Raw genomic sequence first — 23,368 nt, forward strand, 5'->3', positions numbered from 1 at the left:
TGACAGCGTCTTGAACCGGGTGCTACCACCGTTACATGGTGAAAACCGACCATCGTCCATTGGCCAAAGACTCCCAGACTCCCGCCAAGGTCGTCTCGACGTGGTCCGGCCAGGCTCGCGAGGATGCGGTGCAGCGGATGTTCACCGCTATTGCACGAGTGTACGACCTGAACAACACGCTGTTGAGTTTCGGTCTGCATTACCATTGGAAAAAGATCACTGCTTCCTTCATTACTCCCGTCGGACGGGGAACGGCGCTCGATGTCGGATCCGGCACAGCCGACCTGGCGCTCCTTGTCGAGTCTCGAATGGGACCCAAGGGACGTGTGATCGCATCAGACTTGAACCACGCGATGCTGGCCGAGGGCTTCAAGAAGATCGGGGGTAAGGGCCTCACCGACAAGATCACCTGTCTCCAGGCAAGCGCAGAACATCTAGGATTTGGAGACAACAGCTTCGATGCGGTCACCACCGGTTTCTGCATGCGGAATGTTGGAGATTTGCCGGGAGCCGTGCGAGAGATCCGCCGTGTGATGAAGCCCGGTGGCCGCTTCGTGTGCCTGGAGTTTTCGCGTCCGGTGTTCGGTTGGTTGCGAACGCTCTATGATTGGTATTCCTTCAAACTGCTGCCCTGGATCGGCACCATGGTCGCCCGCGATCGCACCGGCGTCTATGAGTACCTTCCGGCGTCGATCCGGACGTTTCCCGACCAAGAACGGCTGTGTCAAATCCTACGCGATGCCGGGTTCCGTCAGGTGTCGTACAAGAACCTCAGCGGCGGCATTGTCGCCATTCATGTCGCCACCAAATAGTCTGACGCTGTGAATTCGATCCTCTACATCTTCCTCCCTTGCAAGAAGGTCTATCCCGTCGGGATCACCTACTTGGCGGACTTTATCCATCGGCGAAAGCCCGACGTCCGTCAGCGCATTCTCGATCTCTCGTTGTTTCCAGTCAAGCATCGAAGCCAGGCCATCCGCAATGCGGCCACGGAGTTCAAGCCGGACCTAGTCTGCTTTTCTTGGCGCGATATTCAGATCTTTTCGCCCCATGAAGGCGACACCTCGCTGGAGCATGCGTTCAATTTTTACTTTGCCGGTAACCCTCTCAAGCGGATCACCGCCTCGATTGAAGGCGTGAAGCAGCTCTACCGCTACTACAGCCATATCTCTACCATCCTGTCGTACCCTGCCCTGATCCGTAAAGAGTTCCCCAAGGCCCAGATCATGATCGGAGGCGGGGCTTTTACGGCCTTCGCCGATCAATTGATCGAAAAGCTCCCGGAAGGAACCATCGGCATCCTCGGTGAAGGGGAAGACGCCATACTCAAAGTTATCGAAGGCCGGTCAATCGAGGATGAGCGGTACATCGTCAAAGAAGGGAACCAGATCAGGAAAGGCCGACAGGGCTCGCCGGCGCTGCTCGACGCGCTGACCGTCGATTTGCCCTACCTCACGTCGATCTTTCCTCAATATGGCGAATATATCAGTGAGTCAATCGGGGTGCAGTCGAAACGAGGCTGTCCGTACGACTGCGCCTTCTGCCTCTATCCGTATATTGAAGGCAAGCGAGTCCGCTACCGACCACCTGATATGGTGGTCAAGGACATTGCCCAACATTACCATCAGTGGGGCGCCCGCCGATTCTGGTTTACCGATGCCCAATTCATCACCGGGAAGGAAGCCTATCCTCAATGCACGGAGATCCTCGAACGGATCGTGGCTGAGAAACTCGACATCGAATGGTCCGGCTACATCAGAACCTCGCTGATCACCCCGGAACTCGCGAAGCTGATGGTCCGTTCAGGGGTAGGTGATCTGGAGGTGGCCATTACCTCAGGCTCGCAAGAGGTTCTGAATAATCTCCACATGGGGTTCAAGCTGGAACGGTTGTATGACGGCTGTCGCTATCTGGCGGAAGCCGGCTTTAAAGGCAAAGTCATCCTGAACTACTCCCTCAATAGCCCCAAAGAAACGGAAGAGAGCCTTCTCCAGAGCGTGGAGGCCTACAAAAAGGTCGCCTCAATCCTTGGAGAAGAGCGTGTTTTCCCATTGATGTTTTTCTTGGGTATCCAGCCGAATACCGACCTTGAGCAGCGATTGTTGGAGGAGGGATACTTGTCAGCCGGCTACAACCCCTTGATGCTGACCCCGACGAGTATCAAAAAGTTGCTCTATAATCCTGCCCCCCTCAACAAGATCATCGCCAAGGCCTGTCTCCGAGCCTGGGAACGGAAGCAAGGGAGCCGTGATCCCCGGCGATGGACTGGATCTCTGTCACAAACTTCAGAATCACCCACCTATGCCGACCAGAACCTCAGCCGGGGTATTGAGGGTAATTCGGGGCGGGACGCGCTCCTCTCACTCGAAGAAATTATTCGTTCTCGCCGACCAGTTCCATCCCCTTCACAGACACCTGAGCCAAGAACTTCGACCGGGTAATTTTTCTTCGAATGCGTCCGAATCACCATATTGAACCCATATTTCTCGATCTCCCGCTTTCGTGACGCCTTGCATTCCGATTTGGGCCAGTGCTATCATTTATTTTCTTTTGAGAAGTGGGGCAGTACGTCAACCATTTGGTTTTTCAGATAATTACAGTCCCCTTCCTCTACCTAACTCGCGCCTTAAGGAGGCGCCGTAATGTATAAGACCATCTATATTCCAGTCGATAACTCTGACCATTCTAATACTGCGGTGGATGTCGGCGTCCAGCTGGCCAAAACCTTCGGCTCGAAAATTGTGGGAAGCCATGTCTATGCTGCGAAAATGCATGACAAGCGCTTCAAGCAGATGGAAGCCGGATTGCCGGAGGAATACCACGATGAAAAGGAGCTCGACCGGCAGCGCCAGATCCATGATTCGCTGATCACCCGTGGACTCCAAATCATCACCGATTCTTACCTCGACTACGTCGACAAGAAATGCAATGAGGCCAATCTTCCTATCGAGCGCCGATCGCTCGAAGGGCGGAACTGGAAGGTGCTGGCTGAGGACATCAACACCAACGGGTACGATCTCGTCATCATGGGAGCATTGGGGGTCGGTGCGGTCAAAGACAGCGTCATCGGCAGCAACACCGAACGTGTGGTCCGCCGAGTCCGCAACTCCGATATGCTGATTATCAAGAACACCCAGCCGTTGAAGAGCGGCAAGATCGTCGTCGCCGTCGACGGCAGTCCTTACTCGTTCGGCGGGCTGATGACCGGCCTCGCTCTCGGCAAGGCGCTTAACATGCCGGTAGAGGCTATCTCTGCTTTTGACCCCTACTTCCACTATGCCGCCTTCCACAGCATTTCGGGTGTCCTTAACGAAGAAGCCGGGAAAGTGTTTCGTTTCAAGGAACAGGAAAAGCTGCACGAAGAAATTATCGATAGCGGCTTAGCAAAAATCTATCAGTCTCATCTGGACATTTCCCGTGAAATTGCCCAGGCCGAGCAAACGGATGTGAAAACGACGTTGCTGGACGGAAAAGCCTTCGAAAAAATCATTCAATATGTCCGCAAGGATGTCCCGGCCTTGTTGATCGTCGGACGCATCGGCGTTCACAGCGACGACGACATGGATGTCGGCAGCAATACGGAAAACCTACTCCGGAGCGCCCCCTGTAACGTGCTGGTCTCCAACCGCAAATATGTTCCTCCGATCGACACCCAGGCTGAGTACACGATCGCCTGGACGGAAGAGGCCTTGCGACGGATGGAAAAGATCCCGGTCTTTGCACGAGGCGTGGCAAAGACCGCCATTCATCGGTACGCAATAGAAAAAGGCCATACGATCATCAGTAACACCGTCGTGGATGCCGCGGTAGGTCACATTCTACCCAAGGGCGCCATGGACGCCATGCGCGCGCTTGGTGGGAGCCTGGACGCGGCGGGTATCGACCGTGACAAGATGCAGGCCGACCAGGCCGTAACGAAGGATCTCATGGGTCCGACCTTGAGCGGAATCATGACCCAGATCGTTGAAGAGAAGCCGAAGGAGGTCGATGCGTCCACCCAGGCCTACCTGGACCGTATGAGTCAAAGTTATTTCGTCTGTGACGGGTGTGGCTATATCGGGAAGGGGGATACTCCGGTCAAATGTCCGGTGTGCAGTTCAGATGGGACGAGATTCAAACAGGTCGACAAGAAAGTCTTTGAGGTGGCGGCGAAAGCTGAAGGCGAGCTGGAAACCGACGTTGCCTACGACGATGTGCCGATACAGTGGACCAAGGATGCGAAAGAGGCGATCCGCGCCGTTCCTGCCGGATTCCAGCGGAGGCGGGCGAAGGCCAAGATTGAAAAGAGCGCGCGTAAGCTGGGCATGACGACCATCACGCTCGAATATGCGGCGCCGATGGTCAAGGAAGCCGCAGCTGAAGACTATACCCCCATTTTTTCCAATAGGGGAACCGGCACATCGCCGACAGCGGAAGCCGCGCTTGCAGCCGCGAATGGGAATGGCTCGAATGGTCATGTCGAACCGGCCTCACCTTACACCTGGACTAGCGAGGCACAGGCCAGATTGGATCGGGCTCCCGAAGGTTTCATGCGCGATTGCACCAAGGCGCTGATCTTGAAGCATGCTGAGAGGACCGGAGCAACCGTGATCACACTCGAAGTGGCAAATGAAGGCATCGAACAGGCGAAGGGGTACATGGCGGAAGCTATGAAGACCGGGAATCTCAAAGACATGATCGCCGACCTCACCGGCAAGTCCTCGACTTGAGTGTTGAGTTGTGAATGTTGAGTTGTGAGTTGCAGTCGCTTTCCCAGACCTCGTTGCTTACCCAGACCGAGAACTAAACACTAAAAACTCAGCATCCAAAGCTCTTCTTATGGGTAAATCTCTTCCTATCTTCAATGGCCTTTCAGGCACTCTAGGCTCTTTGCAGCAACAAATTGGGCAGTTCTTCACTCCCACCTCAAATGGGGACGAGCCCTTTGACGGTCGGACGGTTGACGACTTCAAGCCCTACCTCGTTGCGCTGAACTTGACCAAACGCTGCAACCTCAAATGCGATCACTGTTATCTCGATGCGACGACCAAAGCAGCCGGTGGGGACGATGAGCTGAGTACCGAAGAATGTTATCGACTCATCGAGCAGATCGCGGAGGTGAATAAGGGTTGTCTCCTCGTCATCACAGGCGGCGAACCACTCGTGCGACCTGACATCCTCGATATTGCCCGTTACGCAGTCAAACTCGGCTTCATGGTCGTCTTCGGGACAAACGGGATGCTGATCGATGACCGACTGGCCAAGACTCTGGTCGAGATCGGTGTGATGGGCGTGGGCATCAGTATTGATTCTTTACAGGCCGCCAAGCACGACGCCTTTCGCGGCGTACCGGGGGCCTGGGACGCGGCAGTCGCCGGCATTGAAGCCTGCAAGCGGAACGGTCTTCAATTCCAAGTCCATTTCAGCGCTCAACCGATGAACTATGCGGAACTACCGGAGGTTGTCGACTGGGCGCACCGACTCGGTGCTCGCGTATTGAATGTGTTCTTTATGGTTTGCACTGGACGAGGAGAAGAGCTGACGGATATCACTCCCGCTCAGTACGAAGAGGTGCTTGGATACCTCGTTGAATGCCAGGATAATTACAAGGGCATGCTGGTCAGGGCCCGCTGCGCTCCGCACTTCAAACGGTTGGCTTATGAGAAGGATCCCAATTCCCCGATCACCAAAGCCACTGGATACATGGGGGGAGGGTGCCTCGCAGGCACTAACTACGCCCGGGTGACGCCCAACGGCGAACTGACTCCCTGTCCCTATATGCCGCTGTCCGCCGGAAATTTGCGTTCTCACAGTTTCGTCGATCTCTGGGAACGCTCGGATGTCTTCAATTCGTTCCGGTATCCTCAGCTCAAAGGGAAGTGCGGCGACTGCGAATACAGCGACATCTGCGGCGGCTGCCGAGCCCGTCCCTATGTTGACCACGGCGACTGGCTCGACGAAGATCAGTGGTGTCTCTACGCGCCGAAAGGCGGTGAGAAAATCAAAGTGGCGTTCAATGTCTCGGAAGAGGCTGATGTCACATGGGACGAAGCGTCTGCTCTGAGATTGAGCCGTATCCCCTACTTCCTACGCGCCATGGTCAAAAAAGGTGTGGAAAAGCACGCCCGTGAGAACAATGTTCCACTCATTACCGTCGAATTGATGGAGGAACTGCGCAAGAAGCGATTCGGCAATGACGCGCCGGTTTTCAAATTCTAACTTTTTACTTTTCCCCTTTCACTTTCCACGCTGCTGACCATGGACGCTCTTCAGAGCATTACGACTGATCTCAACATCCTCATTCCGATCGTCAACCACTGGTTTCATTTGCTTTCGGCGGTCATTTGGATCGGCGGCTTGGCATTCCTTGTCATGGCTGTGACACCCGGGCTGCAAAAAGCCGTTCCAAGGGATCAGATCAAACCCATCACGGACATTTTTTATCAGTACTACAAAAAGGTCGCCGGCCTTCTATTAGTCGTCCTGCTGTTCACCGGCGGCATAAACCTGCATTATGTCAATCAAGTCATGGTTTCACAAACCGGCAACGGGGTGCAACACCACTCCAAGTACCTCATGGTCTTCATGATTAAGCTTCTTCTCGTTCTAGGCCTCCTCACCCTGTTCCTCTACACCGTCATATTCAAGTCAGATGACGAAGCCGACGACGAGGAATCTTATGAGGCCATCCCCTTCCAGCGGGCCGCCCTCTGGATGGGTTTCTTCATCATCCTCTGCGCGGCGGCCATGAAGCATCTGCATCAATAGCCCTCCGACGCCTGTCCAAATTTGTTTCAAAACAATCCTGCCTTCTCAAACGAGACAACCCCTGTATCAGCTTGAGACAGTCCCGCATCCCATGCAATCGCGTGTTTCCACACTGTTCGTTAAACAATCAATCACTTCAGCATTTGTCTATTGATCGATAGAAGAGGAATGAACGTTGCTTGTTCTACTGGATAGATGGTTGTGGTATTTTTTCAAAATGCGAACGCTAGGGTCGAACGGAGAACGTCGCATTCCGTATTGGTTGTGGAGGATGACCCTGATATTGCGATGGTCTTGCAAGACTTGCTCGAATTTGAAGTGTTCCATGTGGACTGTGCACAGACCTGTCGTCAGGCCTTCTCGTTCATAGATCAGAACGTCTACGACGCAGTCCTCCTCGATCTCGGACTTCCGGACGGAGATGGCTGTTCGATCTTGCAGAAACTCCAAGGTTCCCATCCCTTGCTTCCCGTGATCGTCTTAGCCCGTCTTCCGCAGTTTGCCGTGGGAAACTGACGCGCTTGCTTTTCTGCTGTCCTGAACGCCGCCTGATTTCAGGGCCTGCTCTCAGGCCAGGGCGTGTCGTGCAGCCCGCCCCCTTGCCCGGACGTGGGCAGCCGGCAGCGCCCCCATCAGGGACGACGGGCAACATCCCCGGGGTGCGTGTCGAGCGGGTGCGGCATGTGGGCGCTGGCGACCGGGGCTTGCTGCTCTGGAAGAAGCTGGGCCGGGCCGCCAGGAGAACGGAGCCAGCGAACGCCAGCCTCACCCGCTGCGTGCTCCGCCTGGAACACACACTGGGCAAACTGGCCGAACCGGGGGCACTCGGCAGAGCCAGGGCCCCACAGAACGTCGCGCGGCAGATCGGACGGGTATTGAGCCGGGCCGCCGCCCGGTTCACGGTCACCGGCAACGCGGTCAGCGGCGGAACAGACGCCCGACGCTCCCTCCCCATCACACAGAACGAAGCCCGGTCCCACTGGGCGCGTGAACCCGGCGGCCACGCCCGCCGCGGGACTGCGCGTGATCCCAAGACCGTGGGGAAGACCGCGAGCCAGCTGACCGAGGGCGAAGACCGTTTCCGTCTCGACACACACGCCGTGGGGCTGCGCCCGCTCTTCCCCCAGAACCAGGCCCGGACTCACGCCCACATCCTGGTGGGTGTCCTGGCCCTGACGCGGTGGCGATCGCTCCCGCAGGGGATGAACGCAGCGGGGCTCGGCACGGCTCCGAGGACACGCGTGGAGGAGAGGCGGGCCCGGCAATCCCTTGCTGGGCCCCGGCCAACACGGGAGAACACCCTCCGGCTCAGGATGGGAGCGACCGCTCCCAAGGACCTGACGGGGCGGCTTCAGCGGATGACGCTGCTGCTCCCCAACCAACCCACGGGACTCGAACAGGTCGTGACGACAATGGCCTAATCGTCCGGCTACCGTATGGGACGAACTCGTTGCAGACGTGTTAACTGCGGAAGACGGGCTAGGAGACTTGAGCGGCACGAAGGGCCAAACGGAAGGGAGAGCCCCCCAGTCGTGAGTCTCGGAAGGGCCCGGCGCCAGATGGCCAAGCAAATGGAGCTCCCGCTGGAGGAGAGGGGTGAAGCCCCTCAGGGTCAGCGAAGCGGCGAAGCCCGGACGACGAGGAACGGATACGGAGGCTCAGGAGACAACCGCCTGATGGAGCAGGTGGTTGCGCGCGACAACTTCACGGTGGCGGTGAAGCGTGTGAGGCAGAACCAGGGCAGCCCCGGCGTAGACGGGATGACCGTCGACGAACTGCCGAAGCACCTGGTCGAGCACTGGGAGGGCATCCGAGCGCAGCTATTCGGCGGCATTTACCAGCCGAAGCCGGTGCGGGAAGTGGAGATCCCCAAGGGCGAGGGCGGGGTGCGAAAGCTGGGCATCCCGACCGTGCTCGACCGGGTGATCCAGCAAAGCCTCCTGCAGGTGTTGCAGCCGAGGTTCGAGTCGACCTTCTCAGAGCACAGCCACGGGTTCCGCCCGGGGCGTAACGTGCACGCCGCTGTGTGTGAGGCGCAGCGCTCCATCCGGGAAGGGAAGCGAGTAGTGGTGGACGTGGACATCGAGACGTTTTTCGACCGCGTCAACCACGATGTGCTGATGGGGCGGCTGGAGAAGCGTATCGGGGATATGCGGATGCTGAGGCTCATCCGGCACTATCTTAGAGGCCGGGATGATGGCCAACGGGGTGGTGATGGAGTGATACGAGGGCACACCGCAAGGCGGTCCCTTGTCGCCGTTGCTGACGAATGTGCTCCTCGACGACGTGGACAAGGAGTTGGAAAAACGCGGGCTCAGCTTCGTTCGCTACGCCGATGACCTGAACGTGTACGTCAGGTCCAAGCGGGCGGGTGAAGACGCTATGCAGACGCTACGGCGACTGTACGTGCGGCTGCGGCTCCGAATCAACGAGGTGAAGCGCGCGGTGGTGCGCCCAGGGGATCGTACGTTCCTTGGGTACAGCTTCTGGTATGCCAAGGGGGGCGAAGTCAAACGATGCGTAGCCCGCAAGGCCCTGGTCGCGATGAAGGAGCGAGTCCGAGGCATCACGGCCCGGAACGGTGGCCGGAGCATGAGGACCCGGTTCGCGGAGCTGCGCAGCTACCTGGCTGGCTGGAAGGAGTATTTCCGGCTGGCGGAGACGCGGCGCGTCTTCAGTGACATGGACGAGTGGATCGCCATCGATTGCGGATGGTGCAGCTCAAGCAGTGGAAACGAGGGACCACCATCTACCGGGAGATGAAGCGCCTCGGAGCGACTGAGGATGCGGCCCGGCGGGTGACCGCAAACTCGCGACGTTGGTGGCGCAACTCCGTCAAGCTGCTCAACACCGCGCTGCCCACGTGCTACTACGACCGGATGGGCGTACCGAGACTGGCCCGCTAACCTCAACCGACCAAACCGCCGGATACGGACCCGTATGTCCGGTGGTGTGGGAGGGGATCAGCGGACGATCCGCTGACCCCTATCCCGATTCAGTTCCCTGACAGGCGTTTACTTGACAGGTCGTGCATGCTACGATCGTGCCAGGTGTCGCCATACATCTATCACGGGGGAATTCCTAGAGCATGTGGGAGCTTGTAGCGAGACGGGCTCTGCTGGCCATGAGTGTGCTGTTAGCTACATTTCTCGGCTATCTTCTCTTCAGAAACGCAGATTCGGTGCCGAGTAGCCGACCCATCGCTCCAGAGTCGGTTGAACAAGCGGATGCCAAGATCATGGGGTTCACCTTCACGCAATCACAAGGCGATGTCGTTCAATGGCAGGTGCAAGCGAAACAAGCCCGATTATTTGAGCAAGATAAGCGTGCCGTTCTGCGTGACGTTGCTCTCACCTTCTACGGCACAGGAGGAGACGAGGTGATTGTGCACGGGGAAGAGGGAACCCTGGATACCGCGACCAAGAATTTCAGGTTGGCGAATCGTCAAACGCCCATTGTCGTGGAGACGACGAGCGGCTATACGATTTATACCAACCACTTGATATGGATTGACCAGGCACGAGAGATCCGGACGCAAGATCCTGTGCGGATGGTAGGACATGGGCTGGAGGTGAGAGGACAAGGACTGGTTGGGCGGCTGGAATCCGAAGAATTTGAAATTCTACAGGATGTGCATGTGGATTTGGCTCCTTCTTCTTAGCGGCTTCTTTGTCGGATCCACCTCGGCAGCTCCCTCAACGGAACCTGTGAACCTGAAGAGGAGTATGGAGGCTCCTGGTGTCCCAACCACCATCACGTCAAAGAAAATGACGGTACGAAACCAAGACAGCCAAGCTATTTTTGAGGAGACGGTTGTCCTGACCAGGGGGCCTCTGATCGTCCATTCCGATAAGATGGTTGTGCTATTCACTGCCCGAAACCGCGCCTCTGCGCGGCCGTCCGAAGAAGGGACAGATCATCCTGAATCCGTTCGGAATTCCACGGCTCCCAAAGAGCATAACACAGTCTCGACGATGTCGAATCGCTCCGTGAGTCGTGTCGAGGCGACCGGGGACGCCCATCGTGTCAGGATCCAATACGAGAACGGCAACGCGACTTGCCAAAAAGCCGTGTATTTCGTTGATGGAGAGAAAATTGTGTTGACGGGCGATCCTGTAGCTTGGGAAAAGGGTACGCGTGTCAGCGGTAAACAGATTACGATTTTCTTGGCAGAAGAGCGGAGCGTGGTGGAAGGAGGCTCACACGTCCGCATCGAAGGTGAGGGACCCAACCAGCCATGACCCGGAGTGCTCCTGCAGAATTTGACGCGCTCGTGGAGCCGATTGCGGCGTCGCCGGGAGGGTGCCTACGTGCTACTGGACTGGTAAAAAGTTTCCGTGGCCGCAAAGTCGTCAAGGGTGTCGCCGTCGAGGTGTATGCTGGCGAGGTGGTTGGACTGCTCGGTCCGAATGGAGCAGGCAAGACCACAATCTTCGACATGATGGTCGGCTTGTGCCAGCCGGATGAAGGGGAGATCACCTTCCTCGGTGAAGCAGTGACCAACCTGCCGATGTACAAACGAGCGCGTAGGGGAATCGGCTACCTACCTCAAGAATCGTCCGTTTTTCGACGCCTCTCGGTGGAACATAATGTCTTGGCGATTCTTGAAATGCTGGGGTATGCTCGTAAAGAGCGAAGTCAACGTGTGGATGCCTTGCTCAAAGAATTAGATCTCATCAATATACGAAAGAGCATGGCCTATGCCCTCTCAGGTGGAGAGCGCCGACGTTTGGAGATTACGCGTGCGCTAGCGGCCACACCGTCGTTCATGCTCTTGGATGAACCATTTGCAGGGATCGACCCGATAGCCGTCGCGGATATTCAACAGATCATTACGCGGTTGAAAGAAAAAGGGATCGGCATATTGATTACCGATCATAATGTACAGGAAACGCTTTCAATCGTTGACCGTGCGTACATTATCAATGAAGGATTGATCTTGGAGGCGGGGACTCCCGAAGCCATTGTGCAGAGTCCAACGGCCCGAGCCGTTTATCTTGGCGAGCAGTTCAAGTTGTAGGGGGATAGCAGAGGCATCGATGAAACTCCGTCTGGTTCCACAACTCTCGCAAAAGCTCATCATGACGCCTCAACTGCAGCAAGCGATTAAGCTGTTGCAGTTGTCTCGACTTGAACTGCAGCAGAGCCTCACTCAGCATCTCCTGGAAAACCCTTTACTGGATGAAATTCAATCCGATGTCGACGAGAGCGAGTCCTTGGTCACCGAGGAGAAGGTCGAGGCTCCGCCTGCACCGGAAGGACAGGATCGGTCGGACGCAGGGGTTGAAACGCGTGAAGAACAAGGGTCGCCGGAGGAGTTTTCTGCTTCCGGATGGGAAGAATACTTCGGCAGAGATCGACGGAGCGGCGAGTCTGAATACTCTGCGGCACAAGATGAGTTTCCTTCGTACGAGCAAACGGTAGCCAAAGCGACGTCCCTCGAGGAGCATCTTCTCTGGCAGTTGTCCTTGTCCGGGCTCGGGGATCGAGAAAAGGAACTTGGTCGTTTGATCATCGGCAATCTAGACGATGATGGTTATCTACGCATTCCATCGGCTGAGGTCGTGGTCGGGACCGGTTTCACCGAATCCGAAGTCGAATCTGTTCTCAAGGACATTCAGACTTTCGATCCGACCGGGGTTGGTGCTAAAAATCTTCCCGAATGCCTTTTGCTGCAACTCGGGCATTTAGGTCGGAATCCATTTGGGTCACTTGGGTCTCCACCTGGAGCGCTGAAAGGATCGGTTATTGAAAGCATCGTTTTGCATCATTTGAAGGACTTAGAAAAAAAACAATATGCCAAGGTTGCGAAGGCCTTGAATATCACGATCGAGGAAGTCTTCCAAGCCACCAAAATCATTGGAGAACTTGAGCCCAAACCGGGGAGGCCGTTCGCAAATACCCAGAACTACGTTATCGTGCCTGATGTGTTTGTAGTCAAGAATGAGGAGGAGTGGGTTGTGCTCTTAAACGACGATGGGCTGCCGCGGATGAGGATCAGCCCGTATTACAAACAGCTTATTTCTTCCGGACAGGGCGGAACTCCGGAAACCAAAGCGTATATGGATGAAAAATTGCGGGCCGCTCAGTGGGTTATTCGGAGCATCGAGCAGCGGAATCGGACAATCGTGAAAGTGGTTTCCAGCATCGTCAAGTTTCAAGAGAAATTTTTTGACCATGGCGTCCAATATCTCAGGCCCTTGGTTCTCAAGCAAGTGGCGGAAGATATAGGGATGCATGAATCGACGATCAGTCGTGTGACGGCCAATAAATATATGTATTGCCCACAGGGTATGTTGGAACTCAAGTTCTTCTTCAACGCTGGACTTCAGCGGGCTGATGAGCCCTCAGGTATGCATTCCTCCATTTCCGTCAAGGATATGATCAAAACAATGGTGGCTGAAGAGGATGCGGAGCGTCCCTTGAAAGACGAAGAAATTGCAGCTCGGCTTCGAAAACAGGGGGTACTTATCGCACGGAGGACTGTGGCTAAATATCGGGGGGAATTGAACATCTCATCCGCCAGTCAACGTAAACGATTTTTTTAATCACCGTTGCTTCGCATCCAACCAGGTCTAAGTGGAGGTGGGCATGAAGCTGAGAATCACAGGTCGCCACATGGATATCACGCCAGCGCTTAGAAGCTATGTAGAAACCCGGTTCGGTCGCCTGGATCGGTACGGGTTGAAGGTCGGATCGCTTCAAGTGGTATTGGGAGTCGAGAAGCTCCAGCATAAGGCTGAAGTCACTGGTGCGGTCAGTGGCAAACGAGTACAAGCCAAGACATCAACGCCGGAAATGTATGCCACTATCGATGCACTCGTCGACCGTGTGGACGCGCAGTTTCGGAAATGGAAAGATCGCCTTGTCAATCATAAGCCGACCAAACCGAAGAGATCACGATCGAGTTCCCAGGTGAGTCTCTCGTGAAATTTCGCTCCCTCTCATCCCTGGCGCGCTCAACGTGCCCGAGCGGCTCGGCGAAACCAATGTGTCCATGGAGGCACAGCGCGCTCCACCTCGCTGAATCGGGGTGATACTGACCGCGACTCTCAATGGAGTATCTCGGGCATGCCCACCGAGGCAAGTGCGACCTATGGCCCGGCTGAATCTGGTCATCATAAGCGGGTTGTCCGGTTCTGGTAAAACGTATGCCCTCAAGGCATTTGAGGATGCCGGATATTTCTGCATCGATAATCTTCCCCTTGCCCTCCTCCCGACTTTTGTTGATCTCTGCGATCAGCAGCATAGCGAAATTACTAACGTTGCTCTTGGGATTGACATTAGGGAGCGTGCGTTCTTTTCGGATTTCGGCAGTATCCTGGAAAGGGTGCAAGCGCTTGGCCATGCCGTTCAGTTGTTTTTCCTTGAGGCACGTGAAGAGGTGTTGATCAGACGCTTTTCAGAGTCCAGGCGCCCCCATCCACTCTTGCCAGACCTCCCTGTCTTGAATGGGATCCGATTCGAAAAGGAACGCGTAGCCGAACTCCGGAGCCGAGCTGATCGGATCATCGATACTTCCGATCTGACGGTCCATGAGCTTGGTGAGTTACTTGCCAAGCAATTGCTAGGGGAGTCATTGGACAGAAGACTCACGATCTCAATCATGACCTTCGGATATAAGTTTGGGGTGCCGTATGATATCGATTTGTTGTTCGATGTGCGATTTCTTAAGAACCCCTTTTTCGTGCCTGAGCTCAAGCCTCTCTCCGGAGACGATCCCCTGGTCCGAACCTTCGTTCTGACAGACCCCGAGGCCGAATCACTCATGGAACACCTCGAAGCCCTGCTGAAGTTTCTCTTGCCGCTATTCCATCGAGAGCGGCGTAGTTATCTGACCATCGGTATCGGATGTACCGGTGGACGTCATCGCTCGGTGGCGGTTGCCAATCGGCTCCGAGAACGCCTCTCCGCCTTGGGATACGAAGTCGGTCTCAAACATCGAGATATCGACAAGATGCAGACTGCTGTTTGAACCACGGCCATCATTATCCTGCTGTACCCCCGGTCGGTTCCTTGACAGGTAGAGCATACTGACTATACTTACCCTTGTGAGCAACCAAAGACGAAATGATAGTGTAAATGCTGCGGTGAACAATCCTAAGTATTCGTACAATGAAGCGAGGTTCAAGGCCAATCAGGTATGCGAATTGTTCGACATTTCTAAAGCGACTCTCTTTCGTTGGGAACGGGAGGGTGTCATTACCCAACCCGCTCGCGATTGGAGAAATTGGCGGCTCTATACAAGAAAGAATGTAGACGAAATTGCGAAGGTTATCCGCGTCCGAAAGGCTGTCGCGTAAAGTGGCAGGTAGCGCATGTTGACTTCACTCAAGAAGCTCGTGGAAACCGATGTCATCACAATGCTGACCCCCCGCAGACAGTTAGTGGGGCTCGATATCGGATCAAGTGCGATTAAGGTCGCTCAACTCAAGGAAAGTAAGGGACGGTACTTTCTCCAAAAGTTCGGTGTGAAACCGCTTGAGCCGGAAGTGATTGTAGATGGGACGGTCATGGACGAAGGGCGTGTGATTTCGGCTATTGGAGAATTATTTGAGGAAGCCAACGTCAAGAATAAACATGTCGCCATCTCGATTTCGGGGCACGCTGTCATTGTGAAGAAAATCACTTTACCGCCCATGCCGGATGAAGAATTGGAAGGACAGGTGAAATTGGCAGCGGAGCAGTACATACCCTTCGACATCAACGAAGTGAACATCGACTTTCATGTCTTGCCGTCGGATGCCTCAGAAGATCAGCAGGAGGATATGTCGGTGATTCTTGTTGCCGCTAAGAAAGACAAGATTAATGAATTGACCGAACTCGTCAAGGCTGCTGGACTTGTCCCCATGGTCATGGACGTTGATGCGTTTGCGGTCGAGAATATGCACGCGATTAATTATCCGATGGCGAAGGAAGAAACGACCGCCCTGGTGAATCTCGGCGCGAGCGTGATGAATGTGAACATCGTTCGTGCCGGCTCTTCGTTGTTTACACGTGATATTCCGTTGGGGGGCAATAGGTACACCGAAGCGATTCAACGCGAGATAGGGCTCTCCTTCGAGGAAGCTGAGGAGAGTAAGAAAAAGGACCGAGGAGGTGATTCCGGCGGGGTGTCGGTCACCGGTGTTATGGACAGTGTGAATGCGGAAGTCGCGTCCGAGATCGCTCGGACGATTGACTACTTCAAGACCTCGTCCGCCAACGCTGAGCTCAGTCGTGTTCTGGTCTGTGGTGGCGTAGCCCGGGCAAAAGGGCTGATTCAACAGCTCGGCGATCGGATGCAACTGCCTGCCGAAATGGCTGATCCCTTCGCCGAGATTGATGTTACAGGGTGCGACATCGATCCTGACCTATTGGCTGACTTAGCCCCGTCGGCAGCCGTCGGTGTCGGGTTGGCATTGAGAGCGGTGGGAGACAGATGATTCGGATTAACCTCCTTCCAGGTGGGCCCAAAGGAAAATCAGCCAAACCTCAGTATGACGTGCGCGCACAGGCACTGCTCGGCGTCGGGATTATCCTGGTCGCGCTGGCCGGGTGTTGGTGGTATTCGGCTTCATTGGACAGTGAGCTTGAGGCTCGACAGGAGGAAAAGCGAGATAAAGCAAAGCAAGTTGCCCAGCTGAAAGACCAGGTCAAGCAAGTACAGGATTTTGAACAAAGGAAAAAGCTACTTGAGGACAAGAATCGGATTATAGATCAGCTTGAGCAATCCAGAATGGGTCCGGTGAAGGTGCTCGATCATGTGAGTCAGAGTTTAGAGCCGCTTAAAGTATGGCTCACGAAGCTGGGTGTGGCATCCGATACGGTTGAATTGGAAGGGAAGGCATTAACAAACGACGACGTGGTGGAATTCGTGAACAACTTGCGACGTACGGAGTATTTTGCCGGCATTAATCTGCAGGAGAGTAAGGCTGCAGTAGAAAACAAAATTAACTTGTACCAGTTTCGTCTGGCATTTCGTCTGAAGGGATCCTGATGGCTTTGCCGCAGCTCAAGCTTGATGCGCTTCGCAATGTGCCGGCTTCGCAAAAGGCCGCGCTCTTATTCTTGCTCGTCGGCGGCATGATTGCTGGCTTCTATTTCTACATTGCAGAACCTAAGTCTGCGACCATCACGGCGCTCGAGGCCGAAAACACTAGGCTGGAGGGTGAAATTCAAACACTCACAATCAAAGTGAAACATCTCGACGAATTAGTCGCGGCGAACAAACAGCTCGAAATTGAATTGGCTAAGAAGAAAGAGCGTCTCCCTCCGGAAGAAGAAGCGATCATGCTGCTGAAGCAAGTGTCTGACCTCGGGGTACGATTGGGACTCGATATCAAACTGTGGAAACCAGGCGCCCAGACTGAAGATGGGTCGAAGCTTTTCGTCAAGATGCCGGTCAGTGTGGAGGTGGCCGGGGTCTATCACACTGCCGCGCTATTTTTCGATCGGATCAATCGACTTCCTCGGATAATTACGGTGTCGGGCCTTAAGATGGGGTCTCCGAAGATTGAACAAGGACGAATTGTATCACAAACGACATTTGACCTGGTGGCTTACGCCGCGCCTCGGGAAAAGCCGGTTTCCGGAGCATCTCCTTCGGCTAATGCTCCCAAAGTAGCTCAAGTTGGGAAATAGTGAAATCGTGACATCATGTACGTCTTGAATATCAGAAAGAAGCCTAAAGAATATTCTCTGATAGTGAGTGCCGGCCTGGTATGCGCGTGTGTCATCTTTTCGGGGAGTATGGATGCACAGGCCGAGTCTTCTCCTCTTCCTGGCCTGATGACTCCGATGCGGCAAGATGCTCTCAAGCTGTCTTCTGTACCGGAAATCCAGAGGACGGCTCCCCAAGCTGTAGAAGCGCCCCTGTCGGGATCAAGTACTCCGGTGGCTTCCCAGCTCTCCGCGCCAGACGGGGTGGTTGGAGGCGGGTATGATCCTTCCGGTCGTCGGGATCCATTTGCTCCTATCGTCCAGGAGCTTCAGCCGGGGAAAACGGATACAACTCTTCCACCATTGCAACGCGTGACTCTGACAGAGCTCAACCTTATTGCCATCGTATGGGGGGCATACGGCTATACCGCTATGGTGCAGACACCAGAAGGACATGGGTACACCGTTCGACGGGGAACAAGGATCGGGCAAAACAATGGAGTCGTCAGCGCAATTACCGAGCGCGGCATCATTGTCCAGGAACGGTTCACTGATGTGTATGGCAAGAAGCAGGAGCGAGAACATGTCAAGCTCTTACATCCCAAAGAGGGCTCAGAATGAAACCACTACTTTTGCCGGCGGATAATTCTCGAACCGTTGGATCTTTCATCGAAGTCTTGAGGCTGTCGCTTGCCGCTCTGACCATAATTGCCCAGACGCCTGCGTTGGCCGAAGAGATCGACGTGATAAAGCGGAGTGATGCCAGGCGAGCCGAAATGGCTAGGACACGATTGCTGGCGCAGGCCGTGACCGCTATTGAGGTCCGTCCCGAAACGGACCTGGTGACCGTAGTAGTTGCCGGAGATGGCCAACTATTTCCTGAAGCCAATTTTTTAGATGAATCTCGCTTAATCGTCGATATTCCTGCGGTATCGTCCACTCTTAGACGATCAGTAGTACAGGCCGACCACTACCTGCTCAAAAAAATCAGAGTGGGACACCACGCTGATAAGGTCAGGCTGGTGTTCGATGTCCCCGAGCGCCCGGTTTTGTCTCTTGCTCGCGAAGATAATAAGGTATTGATCACATTGAGGCCGAGCGAGCGGAAAATATCCTCTGTTGTCGCTGCGCGCGTCGATGGAGGAGAGATCGGCCCATTCCACCCCCAGACCCGTAAGGGGCTATTCGTGCCGGGAGGTCGCGTGGTCAAGAAAGCGACGCGAATCGTGCGGCCCCTCCAGTCTCAGTTTACGGTGCAGCGGGTTCAGATGGTTGGAGAAAGTGCTCCAGCTGAAAAGGACGACAGATCCGATGACATTGTGGCAGGGCAAACACGATTTGTCGGTCGGCGTATCTCCCTCGATTTTCAACAGGCTGACATTACGAACATTCTTCGATTGATCGCCGAGGTCAGCGGCTTCAACATCGTCGTTGGAGAAGGCGTCAAGTCGAAGGTTACCATGAAGCTGGCGAGCGTGCCTTGGGACCAGGCGTTGGATATGCTCTTGAAGATGAACGGGCTCGGCATGATTCGCCAAGGTAGCATTGTGTGGGTCGATTCGCTGGCGAACATTGCCAAGCAGCAGGATGAAGAAGCACGGGCTAAGGATTCCAAGACGAAGGCCGAGGAACTGGTCGACCGTGTCTTCTATATCAGGAATCTCCAGGCCCAAGAGGTTATGACATCGCTGCGGCAATATTTAAGCCCACGGGGTGTCATGCAATTCAATCAGGGTAGCAACGCACTTATTGTGCGAGAGACCGAGACGAAGTTGGCAATCGTCAAACAGCTCGTGGAAGGACTCGACCTGGAAGTCCCTCAGGTTCAGATTGAGGCGCGCATTGTTCAAGCTGATACCGTTTATGCTCGAGGGTTAGGGATTCAGTGGGGATTCCAGGCGGGGAATGCCACACCCACCGATTTCTTTGGCGTCTCGAATCTTATCGGGCCATTTGCCCCGGCTGCGAATGGGGCTAGTACGATCCCTAAAACCTTCCTGGTTAATCTACCGGCCCAGGTCGGTGGATTGCCGGCGGTCCCGGGGATTGGGTGGACCTTTGGGAAACTAAATGGCGATTTTGCATTGGACATGCGGCTCTCCGCCGGAGAATTGCTAGGCCTGACCAAGGTGATCGCAGCGCCGAAGATCACTACGTTGGACAAGCGTGAAGCAAAGATCTCTCAAGGCGAATCGATTCCATTCCAAACGACATCCTTACAGGGTACGCAAACAACGTTTGTCGATGCGAATTTGGAATTGAATGTCACGCCTCAGATCACCTCACGCGATCCCAAGGAAGATGGGAAAAGAATCTTAATGCGTGTAAGAGCCACTCGGAATGCGGTCGGGGCACGGAGCAACCCTGCCGGCCCTAGCATCGACCGACGGGAAGCCACCACGCAGGTAATTGTTAGGGATGGTGAAACAATGGTGATCGGCGGAGTCTTCGTCGATACGCAGGCCAACAACGTGCAGGGCATTCCCTATCTGTCTCGTATGCCGGTTCTTGGTTGGTTGTTCAAGAACAAATCCGAATCAGTTTCAAAACAAGAGTTGCTCATTTTTCTCACGCCAAGTATTATCAAGACTTAGAGTCGGCTTCATCTCTGTGATGGGCAAAAGCCTGGTGATGTGAAATCACATCACCAGGCTTTTGCTTTTGTGCCACGGTGATCGCGACAACTCCCGACCAGAGTTGTGATACTCGGCCGGGAACGTGACCGTCTTTTTAGTTCGTCGGGGCTGTGCTACGATACTTCTCCCTTTGAAGTTTCATACGTGGCTCGGGAATAGAATCGACAGGAAATTCTCAGGCTCCATCAGCGACTGGGTTACGAAGTGATTCCAACCTCAACGGTTAAGGTTTCTCTAGCTGAAAGGAGCTACGAGATCACCATCCGAGCCGGACTTTTAGAGAGGCTTGGAAGGGAATTGAAGAGATATGGGGTACAAGGAAAGGTCGGAGTTGTGACAGATCGGCATGTCGCTCGGCACTACCTGAAGAGTAGTCTGAAGGAAATCAAGAAGCATGGGATTGATTCCGTTCCGATCATTCTGGCTCCAGGAGAGCGGTCGAAAACGCTGAAGACCGTGGAGCAGATCCTCGACGTGTTGGCACGTCATCGATTCGAGCGGTCGTCTATGGTCTTGGCGCTCGGCGGTGGTGTTGTGGGCGACATGGCCGGCTTTGCTGCTTCGATCTACCAGCGTGGTATTCCCTACATTCAAGTGCCGACGACTCTTGTGGCGCAGGTCGATTCGAGTGTCGGAGGAAAGACGGGCGTCGATCATCGGCTTGGGAAGAACCTGATCGGGTCATTTTATCAACCATGCGCCGTATGGATAGATCCGTTGACTCTTCATACCTTGCCCACTCGGGAATTGGTCGCTGGTCTTGCCGAGGTCATTAAGTACGGGATCATTGCGGACGAGTCCTTCTTTGCCTATCTGCAGCGGCACATGTCCGAGCTGCGGAGGCAATCGCCTGGTATCGTTGCGACAGTGGTGAAACGATCCTGTGAGATAAAGGCCGAGGTGGTGGCTGCGGATGAACGAGAATCCGATCGCAGACGCATTCTCAACTATGGCCATACCATCGGACATGCCCTTGAAGCGTTGGGGGGGTATAAGTCATTCGTTCATGGAGAAGCGGTGGGCATTGGATTAGTACAAGAAGCCGAACTCGCCTGTTTTCAGGGGATTTGTTCTCGTGCTGTGGTCGAAGAGATTCGGCGTACTGTGAAGGAGGCGGGGTTGAGTGACCGTATGCCACGGTGGACATCGCAGAAGATATGGAAGGCCATGCTTCATGACAAAAAAGTCTCGGGAGGGCGAGTCATTGGGGTGTGGCCGGAACGTATCGGACAGGTACGGATAGGACCGATTGAAAAATACGTGTTTGAGCAATGGTATTCAGTTTCACGAATCTTTCCTCACGGTCATGCCTAATTACGCATCGCTTGCCCCAAGGGCGGAGTCGATATGAACCTATCTCTTCTGTAAAGTGCGCTTGGCCATCGGGGAGAGGCCGGTTTTGCCGGAGTTCTATGCGGACGTTGCGAATCGCGATGGCACAGATGAATCCGACCGTCGGAGATTTGACCGGCAACGTCCACCGCATTACAACCTGGCTGCGAGACGCGAAGAAGGCCAAAGCCGACGTAGTTGTATTTCCTGAGCTGGCCATTACCGGTTATCCGCCCGAAGACCTGCTTCTCAAGTCGCAGTTTGTGACGGATAACCTACTGGCTCTGAATGAGATCACCCAAGTCTGTCGCGGTTTGGTTGCCGTGGTAGGGTACGTGGGGCGGGAAGAACAAAGCGACTCGCATTCCCCCCGACGGTCGATTGTCTCAGCCGGACGGCATACGCTCTACAATGCGGCAGCATTGATTGCCGATCGCAAGTTAGTCGGTAGTTACAGAAAGTGGTGCTTACCCAACTATGGGGTATTCGATGAAAGCCGTTATTTTCGTCCCGGGCGGAGACTGCCGTTGCTCCTCGTCAACGGCACGACAATCGGGGTGAACATCTGCGAAGATATTTGGTTGCCGGAAGGGCCTACTCGTGTACAAGCAGCGGCCGGCGCTGAGGTGATCGTCAATATCAATGCCTCTCCCTTTCATGTCGGCAAAAGTCGTTCGAGGGAGCAGATGCTGGCGACGAGAGCGAGGGAAAACAGAGTCGTTGTCACGTATACGAACATGGTTGGAGGGCAAGACGAGCTTGTCTTCGACGGGAACAGCTTGATTCTCGACCAAGCCGGCAATGTGATCGCACGTGGTCACGCGTTTAGGGAAGAGTTGCTTGTGGCCGATTTGAATGTAGATGCTGTTTCGCGTGGACACATAGCGCATGGGCGAAAGGCGGCATCGACCGGAAAAGTTGGTTCAGCCGTCGATCGTCTCGTGGTGAACGAGGCGGCGAGAAAAAAGAGGAATCGGCCTCGAATCGTGCCAAGGCTAGCAGAGTCATTGGATAAGATCGAGGAGGTGTATCACGCCCTGGTACTGGCCGTGAAAGATTATGTCCGAAAGAATGGATTTACGCGAGTGGTGATTGGGCTGAGCGGCGGAGTAGATTCGGCAGTGACTGCGGCAATCGCTGCGGATGCCCTTGGTGCCAAGCAAGTGCTCGGTATCTTCATGCCATCTCCGTACACCTCACATGAAAGTGAAGAGGATGTTGTGGAACTCGTACGGTGTCTCGGTATCGACTTGAATACCATCCCGATTACTCCGACCTTTGAAGCCTATCGACAGTCTCTGGCACCGTCATTTGTCGATTACTCGGAGGACGCGACCGAGGAAAACCTCCAGGCTCGCATTCGCGGCAATCTACTCATGGCTGTATCCAATAAGTTCGGGCATCTGGTTTTGGCCACTGGAAACAAAAGCGAGGTAAGTGTGGGATACTCGACTCTGTACGGTGACATGGCCGGTGGGTTCGCCGTCATTAAGGATGTGCCGAAGACGATGGTCTACGGCCTGGCGAGGTTCCGTAATGAACTCGGTCCGTCGCCTGTGATTCCCAAACGCATCCTGGACCGACCTCCGACCGCCGAGTTGAGGCCGAATCAAAAGGATGAAGATTCTCTTCCACCGTACGCTGTTCTCGATCCCATTCTTCAGGCGTATGTCGAAGAAGACCGCTCGCTCGACGACATCGTCGAGGCAGGGTTCGATCGCGCAACGGTTTCGCGCGTGGTCCGGATGGTCGATAGCAGCGAGTTCAAGCGACGTCAGGCACCTCTTGGTGTCAAAATCACTCACCGCGCCTTCGGCAAGGACCGACGGATGCCGATTACGAACGGCTACCGCATCACGCAGCCATAGCCTTCACTGGTTCTGTATCCTAAGCTACCGTTACTACTCAGACATTTATCCAGTGAGTCCGGATAGGATTGAATCGCTTGGGCTTCTTTGCCCCATGAATCTCCTACCGTAGGCATTCAATGCGCACAACATGGGCCATAGAGG

22 protein-coding genes are annotated in these 23,368 nt (G+C 54.8%); 21 read left to right on the plus strand and 1 reads right to left on the minus strand.

Annotated elements, in window-relative coordinates; translation table 11 throughout:
* Positions 1–35 precede the first annotated feature (35 nt).
* The 6 genes from P0120_18030 (at position 36) to P0120_18055 (ending at position 7,263) form a co-directional block, all read left to right on the plus strand.
* Entirely contained in the window at positions 36–812 is a 777-nt protein-coding gene (locus tag P0120_18030; protein MDF0676212.1) for a class I SAM-dependent methyltransferase, read from the plus strand.
* A 9-nt stretch (positions 813–821) separates the two neighbouring features.
* Positions 822–2,441, plus strand: a complete 1,620-nt coding sequence (locus P0120_18035; GenBank protein ID MDF0676213.1) for a radical SAM protein — start codon at positions 822–824, stop codon at positions 2,439–2,441.
* 201 nt (positions 2,442–2,642) lie between these two features.
* Positions 2,643–4,709 (plus strand): universal stress protein, encoded by a 2,067-nt coding sequence (locus P0120_18040; protein MDF0676214.1) that lies wholly within the window; start codon positions 2,643–2,645, stop codon positions 4,707–4,709.
* A 160-nt stretch (positions 4,710–4,869) separates the two neighbouring features.
* Complete coding sequence (locus P0120_18045; GenBank protein ID MDF0676215.1) at positions 4,870–6,198, plus strand: radical SAM protein; 1,329 nt, start codon at positions 4,870–4,872, stop codon at positions 6,196–6,198.
* A gap of 39 nt (positions 6,199–6,237) precedes the next feature.
* Positions 6,238–6,747 (plus strand): DUF4149 domain-containing protein, encoded by a 510-nt coding sequence (locus P0120_18050; GenBank protein ID MDF0676216.1) that lies wholly within the window; start codon positions 6,238–6,240, stop codon positions 6,745–6,747.
* A 195-nt stretch (positions 6,748–6,942) separates the two neighbouring features.
* Positions 6,943–7,263 carry a response regulator gene (locus tag P0120_18055; GenBank protein MDF0676217.1) on the plus strand — a complete coding sequence of 107 codons (321 nt, stop codon included), beginning with the start codon at positions 6,943–6,945 and terminating at the stop codon, positions 7,261–7,263.
* Positions 7,264–7,379: 116 nt separating this feature from the next.
* Here P0120_18055 and P0120_18060 read toward each other — a convergent pair whose 3' ends face one another.
* On the minus strand, positions 7,380–8,318 hold the full coding sequence (locus P0120_18060; GenBank protein ID MDF0676218.1) for a hypothetical protein: 939 nt from the start codon (positions 8,316–8,318) through the stop codon (positions 7,380–7,382).
* Here P0120_18060 and P0120_18065 point away from each other — a divergent pair.
* The 15 genes from P0120_18065 to P0120_18135 all read left to right on the plus strand — a co-directional run bounded on the left by P0120_18065 (position 8,307) and on the right by P0120_18135 (position 23,224).
* Positions 8,307–9,086: a reverse transcriptase domain-containing protein gene (locus P0120_18065; GenBank protein ID MDF0676219.1), complete on the plus strand. Its 780-nt coding sequence runs from the start codon at positions 8,307–8,309 to the stop codon at positions 9,084–9,086. The genes P0120_18060 and P0120_18065 overlap by 12 nt on opposite strands.
* Positions 9,034–9,510 (plus strand): group II intron maturase-specific domain-containing protein, encoded by a 477-nt coding sequence (locus P0120_18070; GenBank protein ID MDF0676220.1) that lies wholly within the window; start codon positions 9,034–9,036, stop codon positions 9,508–9,510. Before P0120_18065 ends, P0120_18070 begins: the two co-directional genes overlap by 53 nt.
* Positions 9,511–9,835: 325 nt before the next feature.
* Positions 9,836–10,408 (plus strand): LPS export ABC transporter periplasmic protein LptC, encoded by a 573-nt coding sequence (gene lptC / locus P0120_18075; protein ID MDF0676221.1) that lies wholly within the window; start codon positions 9,836–9,838, stop codon positions 10,406–10,408.
* A 64-nt stretch (positions 10,409–10,472) separates the two neighbouring features.
* Positions 10,473–10,988, plus strand: coding sequence for an LptA/OstA family protein (locus tag P0120_18080; protein MDF0676222.1), 516 nt, complete (start codon positions 10,473–10,475; stop codon positions 10,986–10,988).
* Positions 10,985–11,767 (plus strand): LPS export ABC transporter ATP-binding protein, encoded by a 783-nt coding sequence (gene lptB, locus P0120_18085; GenBank protein ID MDF0676223.1) that lies wholly within the window; start codon positions 10,985–10,987, stop codon positions 11,765–11,767. The genes P0120_18080 and lptB overlap by 4 nt, the downstream gene beginning before the upstream one ends.
* A 19-nt stretch (positions 11,768–11,786) precedes the next feature.
* Positions 11,787–13,295, plus strand: coding sequence for an RNA polymerase factor sigma-54 (gene rpoN, locus P0120_18090; GenBank protein ID MDF0676224.1), 1,509 nt, complete (start codon positions 11,787–11,789; stop codon positions 13,293–13,295).
* Between the two features lie 43 nt (positions 13,296–13,338).
* Positions 13,339–13,677: a ribosome-associated translation inhibitor RaiA gene (gene raiA, locus P0120_18095; protein MDF0676225.1), complete on the plus strand. Its 339-nt coding sequence runs from the start codon at positions 13,339–13,341 to the stop codon at positions 13,675–13,677.
* 166 nt (positions 13,678–13,843) lie between these two features.
* On the plus strand, positions 13,844–14,722 hold the full coding sequence (gene rapZ, locus P0120_18100; GenBank protein ID MDF0676226.1) for an RNase adapter RapZ: 879 nt from the start codon (positions 13,844–13,846) through the stop codon (positions 14,720–14,722).
* Positions 14,723–15,065: 343 nt separating this feature from the next.
* On the plus strand, positions 15,066–16,172 hold the full coding sequence (pilM, locus tag P0120_18105) for a type IV pilus assembly protein PilM (GenBank protein MDF0676227.1): 1,107 nt from the start codon (positions 15,066–15,068) through the stop codon (positions 16,170–16,172).
* On the plus strand, positions 16,169–16,726 hold the full coding sequence (locus tag P0120_18110) for a PilN domain-containing protein (protein ID MDF0676228.1): 558 nt from the start codon (positions 16,169–16,171) through the stop codon (positions 16,724–16,726). Before pilM ends, P0120_18110 begins: the two co-directional genes overlap by 4 nt.
* Positions 16,726–17,370: a type 4a pilus biogenesis protein PilO gene (gene pilO, locus P0120_18115; GenBank protein ID MDF0676229.1), complete on the plus strand. Its 645-nt coding sequence runs from the start codon at positions 16,726–16,728 to the stop codon at positions 17,368–17,370. Before P0120_18110 ends, pilO begins: the two co-directional genes overlap by 1 nt.
* A gap of 156 nt (positions 17,371–17,526) precedes the next feature.
* Positions 17,527–18,009 (plus strand): pilus assembly protein PilP, encoded by a 483-nt coding sequence (locus P0120_18120; GenBank protein ID MDF0676230.1) that lies wholly within the window; start codon positions 17,527–17,529, stop codon positions 18,007–18,009.
* Positions 18,006–19,982, plus strand: a complete 1,977-nt coding sequence (pilQ, locus tag P0120_18125) for a type IV pilus secretin PilQ (GenBank protein ID MDF0676231.1) — start codon at positions 18,006–18,008, stop codon at positions 19,980–19,982. Before P0120_18120 ends, pilQ begins: the two co-directional genes overlap by 4 nt.
* 246 nt (positions 19,983–20,228) lie before the next feature.
* A complete protein-coding gene (gene aroB, locus P0120_18130; GenBank protein MDF0676232.1) occupies positions 20,229–21,338 on the plus strand; it encodes a 3-dehydroquinate synthase in 1,110 nt (369 codons plus the stop codon).
* Between the two features lie 98 nt (positions 21,339–21,436).
* Positions 21,437–23,224 carry an NAD+ synthase gene (locus P0120_18135; GenBank protein ID MDF0676233.1) on the plus strand — a complete coding sequence of 596 codons (1,788 nt, stop codon included), beginning with the start codon at positions 21,437–21,439 and terminating at the stop codon, positions 23,222–23,224.
* Positions 23,225–23,368: the final 144 nt, after the last annotated feature.

The sequence above is a fragment of the Nitrospira sp. genome (genome assembly GCA_029194675.1).
Taxonomy (GTDB): Bacteria; Nitrospirota; Nitrospiria; order Nitrospirales; family Nitrospiraceae; genus Nitrospira_D.

Bases quoted from the DNA above. Each gene is read 5' to 3' on its own strand.
- P0120_18030 (MDF0676212.1), top strand. From the start codon at position 36: ATGGTGAAAACCGACCATCGTCCATTGGCCAAAGACTCCCAGACTCCC.
- P0120_18040 (MDF0676214.1), top strand. From the start codon at position 2,643: ATGTATAAGACCATCTATATTCCAGTCGATAACTCTGACCATTCTAAT.
- P0120_18050 (MDF0676216.1), top strand. From the start codon at position 6,238: ATGGACGCTCTTCAGAGCATTACGACTGATCTCAACATCCTCATTCCG.
- P0120_18055 (MDF0676217.1), top strand. From the start codon at position 6,943: ATGGTTGTGGTATTTTTTCAAAATGCGAACGCTAGGGTCGAACGGAGA.
- P0120_18065 (MDF0676219.1), top strand. From the start codon at position 8,307: ATGGCCAAGCAAATGGAGCTCCCGCTGGAGGAGAGGGGTGAAGCCCCT.
- lptC (MDF0676221.1), top strand. From the start codon at position 9,836: ATGTGGGAGCTTGTAGCGAGACGGGCTCTGCTGGCCATGAGTGTGCTG.
- P0120_18080 (MDF0676222.1), top strand. From the start codon at position 10,473: ATGGAGGCTCCTGGTGTCCCAACCACCATCACGTCAAAGAAAATGACG.
- lptB (MDF0676223.1), top strand. From the start codon at position 10,985: ATGACCCGGAGTGCTCCTGCAGAATTTGACGCGCTCGTGGAGCCGATT.
- rpoN (MDF0676224.1), top strand. From the start codon at position 11,787: ATGAAACTCCGTCTGGTTCCACAACTCTCGCAAAAGCTCATCATGACG.
- raiA (MDF0676225.1), top strand. From the start codon at position 13,339: ATGAAGCTGAGAATCACAGGTCGCCACATGGATATCACGCCAGCGCTT.
- rapZ (MDF0676226.1), top strand. From the start codon at position 13,844: ATGGCCCGGCTGAATCTGGTCATCATAAGCGGGTTGTCCGGTTCTGGT.
- pilM (MDF0676227.1), top strand. From the start codon at position 15,066: ATGTTGACTTCACTCAAGAAGCTCGTGGAAACCGATGTCATCACAATG.
- P0120_18110 (MDF0676228.1), top strand. From the start codon at position 16,169: ATGATTCGGATTAACCTCCTTCCAGGTGGGCCCAAAGGAAAATCAGCC.
- pilO (MDF0676229.1), top strand. From the start codon at position 16,726: ATGGCTTTGCCGCAGCTCAAGCTTGATGCGCTTCGCAATGTGCCGGCT.
- P0120_18120 (MDF0676230.1), top strand. From the start codon at position 17,527: ATGCGGCAAGATGCTCTCAAGCTGTCTTCTGTACCGGAAATCCAGAGG.
- pilQ (MDF0676231.1), top strand. From the start codon at position 18,006: ATGAAACCACTACTTTTGCCGGCGGATAATTCTCGAACCGTTGGATCT.
- P0120_18135 (MDF0676233.1), top strand. From the start codon at position 21,437: ATGCGGACGTTGCGAATCGCGATGGCACAGATGAATCCGACCGTCGGA.